Below are 5,194 nucleotides of genomic sequence, written 5' to 3' on the forward strand. Positions count from 1 at the left end.
GTGTATTTGTAAGGTGAGTTTCTCAGTGCAACATAATTGCCATCGAGTTGGAAAGAGTCTTTCTTCGCTTGACCATAAACCTGAATAATTGAAACACTATGAGCAATCTTGGCATTCGCTTTACCATCTCCTGCATTGCCCGCATCACCTCGTACATGTATTTTTGTTTTTCCAGAAACATCACCATGAATGACAAGCCGATCAGTGACTTGCTGATCACTCGGATCACGAGGATTTAAACGTGCATTGAGATGAATTACAGCATTACCCTGTGCCGCATAAACTGTTCCTTTCCCATTTCCAATATGGAGAGTCTGATATTTGCCTTCAGATTCCGAAGGTGCAAAATCAATAGCACTATTTACAAGACTTACAGAAGCAATGCATGAATCCACACATCCTGAATCTAGAGTTCCTAAATTCCTCTGTGCACTTCTTTTTAGAATCCACTGTGAATTATTAGCCAAGTCTAATTTTGCATAAGAATTTTTATCAACGCGAACACCGCCTGTAACAATAGAACTATCAACTGAAACCAATATGTTCGAATCATTCTCGGCTTTTAATAACAAGTCACCAGCAAGAGTTGTTTTATTTTCTAATGAAACATGACCACCAGAATTATTACCATAGATAGCTATACCATTTGCAACTTGAAAATCAGTTTTTTTCAACGAAACTGTCCCCGTTACGCCTATAGGTGTATTCTCCTGTTTGGATACAACGCTCCGCTTAACAACGCCTGTTTGCGCAATTTCTAGATTCTGACTTCGATTTTGTTGACTCGCTTCCTTCTGTGTTCCCCCATCAAAATATATGCCGTAGACTCCGTCGCCTTCCACTTTAACAGTAGAAAACTCGATATTTACGTAATTCATAGTAGGACGAACGTCAGAAGATCTCCTTCTCCTAGAAGAGCCGGTCTCAACCACATTATCATCAGACTTTATAATCCACAAAGCATGAGCATCAGTAACAACATTTCCGTTCTTAAAATCAACAGAAGCATTATCACTCACCAAAAAAGCTGCACGTCCAAATTTCTCTGTAGAATTCGACTTTCCTGCTTCTTTTTTCGCAGTAATATTAACTTTGTTTAATCTTACACGTCCCCCCGCTTCTGATCTCACAGCCACTCCATTTGTCAGCATAACCGTTCCAGAGTCCATAGTTACCTCACCAGCCTGACTCGCCAAACCAGCCACAGCTAAATCCCCCGTTACGTTAATTTTCGTATCCTTTAAATTAACAGATGATCCAGAACCCGCCAAAGCGCCCACATAAAGCGCATCTACTGTTCCACCAATCATCTTAACCTTCCCGCCACTTTGCGCTTCAAGCCCAATCACAGAAGATTGAATTGTTGATTTATTATCCAAAACAACTTCTGCCCCCTCTTCTGCAAGCACAGCACTCACGGCATATATTTCATTAAAATCAACATTATTTTTGCTATCAGAAAAATCCGCACCACTAATTGTGGCTCCCTCTAGCTTGATAACTGTATTTGGATTTATTGCATGCATAGGATGCTGAGTTTTATCACTTACCTTCAGTGTCTCCCCTGTTATTGTCCGCGATTTACCATCTCTACACAAATAAGTAGTCTGTGATCCCTTCTCACCATTATTCATATCATCACATGTAGAAGAAACCGTTTCCTTAGAAGAAACATCTCCATTACCAGTACGACTAAGCATAAGAACACGCCCAACAGCTCTAGAAGATACAGCAGATGTCTCAGAAACCACAGGAGAAGAAGCATTCATAGCAGAAGCCCCATTAGAAGATATAACAGCTATCTCAGAAACCACAGAAGTAGAAGGCTGCATAGCAGAAGCTCCATTAGATATAGCAGGTATCTCAGGAACAGAAGGCTGCATAGCAGAAGCTCCATTAGATATAGCAGGTATCTCAGGAGCAGAAGGCTGCACAGCAGAAGCTCCATTAGATATAGCAGATATCTCAGAAGTAGAAGACTTCATAGAAGAAACTCCATTAGAAGATATAACAGCTATCTCAGAAACCACAGGAACAGAAGCATTCATAGCAGCCTTCATAGCAGCAGCTGATTTTATAGGTGATGGCCTCTTAGATACAATATGATCCCCAGGTGTTACAAAAATTTCATCGGCAGATATTACAGATCCTCTACCTGTATCAGATCTCCCACTTAAATTAACTCTTGGAGGTACTAAAGATGCCAAATTTCTGGATAAAGAAGGAGTAACAGATGACGGAGATGGAGTAACAGGTAAAAAGGTATGCACTACAACCTCAGATGTTTCAGATTCCGTAAAATCTTCGTTATCATCATCTTCATAAAATTCGTCAGATGTTTCAGATCTCAAAAGTGAATTGCCTTGAACAGAGACTACAGATGTAGATTCCCCAGATACAGGAGGAGTTATGGATTCACTATTTACTTCACCAGCACCAGTGTCAGCATTAGTATTTATTGCAGTTTCAGTAGAAGCATCAGTAGAATCAACTGCAACAAGTGGCTTAGCCTTAAAAATAGGTTGAAAATTAGCAGTAGCAGTATAAGCAGAAACGAGAGGTATAAAATATTCATTTTCTAAACGAAAATCCCAAACACTTCTACTATTTTTAAGTAATGTCTTATCAAAATACTGCATTTTCGGAGGAGTAGTTGGACCATAAGCACGAAGAACATACTTATAAGGTAACCCTTCTCGTGTAATATAATCACCTTTCAGCTTAAAAGAATCCCTCTCTGCATTTCCAAAAACCTGAATAATTGAAATGCTATGAGGTGTATCTTGACTTTGTGATATACCATCAGAAGTATCATTCACAACTACCATTGTTTTTCCAGAAACATCACCATGAATCAACAATCTGTCAGATATTTGAGAATTTTCTGTATTGCTAGGCATCAAATTTGCATTGAAGTAAATTGTAGCACCAGAAGCGGCAGAAGCAGCACTATAAACTGTTCCATTCCCATCTCCTATGCGAAGGGTTCGATACTCAATATCTTTATTAGATGTATTTTCATTTTTCAAAGAAGTAAAAAATCTAACATTACTATCTACAAGATTCATAGACGAAAGACATGAATCTACACAACCCGTATTTGAATTTTCCAAACTATTATGCAGATTCTTTGTTAAATACCACTCTGATCCCCCAGATAGAAAAAGCCTAGCTTGAGATTTTGTATCAACGTGAGCTCCCCCCATGACGACAGAGTCTTCAACAAAAACCGACAAATGCGATCCCTCTTCAGCTTTCAACACTAAATCACCCGAAAGAGTTGAGTCATCTTTTACAACGACGTACCCATCCAAACTGTTACCATAAATGACCACACCATTAGGAACTCTGAAAACCGTATTTTTCAAAAGAACTGCATACAAACTATCTCCATCATCTTTTATTCCACCCTCTCCTAGATTTTGACCTACATTTTGATCACTTTCTTGTCTCACACTCGTTTGATCATTTTTTCTCCTCACATTCGAAGGTATATCACCAAAAAATACACCATAAGACTTACCTTCCACTTTAACGGTTGAATTTTGAATATCAGAAACTATTAAGTTGACAACCCTAGAGTTTGCATCTGGTTTAGACGCCACCACTGCAGAATCTCCAGCGCCAGCTCCAGATGGTGCACTAGTACTTCTAGAATCTGCACCGCTTCCTAAAAAATTCTCTATAGGGAATAAAGCCTCAAAATACGTGGAACTAATATTATTAAGGACAGCGCCATCTCTAGTTTCAATAGAGATGACCTCACCAATGAAAGAATCACTATCAGCCTCAGAATCCTGTTGCGTATCCTCGCCATCCTCACTCTCCGCTTCTACTCCATTAGAAGCTCCAGAGACTCTATTAGAAGCTACAGAGATATTATTCTTAAAGCTATCACTTACCAACAATGCAACAGTATTAGGAGCTCTAAGTTTTCCATTTTTAAAGGAAATAGTACCTCCAAGTGACAATAAACCTATATTCGTCTCCGAAGTACCAACTTCTGTAGTTTTTGGTTCCTCAGCAACATTGATAACCGTCCCGTCTAGTAGAACAGTCCCCTCTTTTGTAGAGATAACTCCTATTCCACCCTCTTTCACGGTAATTGCTCCAGACCTCATCTCGATAACGGATGGACCCAAACTAACTAAACCGATTCTTTTAACATTAATATCTACATTCTCTAAAACAATCCACCCATTATCACTAGCAAGAGCACCTATATACGCATCTCTGATTCCTCCCCCCACCATCGTGATCTTTCCAGTCTCTTCAGTCCGAAGCCCAATAAAAAAACCCTGAATATTTGAGTTTTTCAAATTAACCTCTGCATTCATATTTGAAGCAGAATCTCCGACATATACACCAACATAAAGCGGATCATGAATATATAAACTACCTATGTTCTCTATACCTACTTTATAATCCTGTATACCCACTGCAGATAAACTTTCAGAAAGTTCTTTCCCAATATTCATGCTTTCAATGGATACTTCGTCCAAATTAACAACTACTTTCCCATCATCAAGAGGAGATTCCACATTTACAGCGCTCTCACCTTGATCCGCTATAATAGTCCCCCCTATTAGAGCATATACTCCGGACCGATCACAGGAAATAGATCCATATATTCGCTGATCACCATTGAGTAAATCAGCCAATCCTTTACCTGCCTCCACAGAATCTATAAATTCTAGAGCCCCAACACCATCACCAACCGGTGTAGATACACTCACACCAGGCACAAAAAGACCTGCTCTATCAGGTGTTAAAGAATTCAATACAAAACTTGATATACCTGGCATACCAATAAGACCATCTGCACTCGCTTTTTGTACTCTTAGCGCCTCTTCCCCCACTGGAAAATATGTTTCAGCTAAACTATTTTTTTTCGGAATATTAAATAATGTCCAAACATCTACATTTCTTGGAACATCTAGTATTCTAACCAACTCTCCTCCTAATCCACTTGGTACACCTGCAAGCCCCGCACGTGCTTTCTTCCCACTTGCTATTGCTGTTTTTGCTTCTTTTGCTTCCACATTTTCTGCTCTTGTTGCTCTTGCCTTCCTAGTAGATACACCGCCTGTACCTGGAACACCTGGCATACCACTCAAAGTATCATTTGACGTAGTACCTGGACCAACACCTGGAATAGCAGGCAGATTCGTTGTATCTGCCCCACTCGCAACAC

The 5,194-nt window shown here is 39.6% G+C and carries 1 protein-coding gene; it reads right to left on the bottom strand.

Annotated features, from left to right (window positions below; genetic code table 11):
- On the bottom strand, positions 1 to 5,194 hold a 5,194-nt coding region (locus ACFIO3_RS08585), incomplete at both ends, for an autotransporter outer membrane beta-barrel domain-containing protein (RefSeq protein WP_375704318.1).

The organism is Bartonella sp. AD328YNZD (assembly GCF_042196425.1).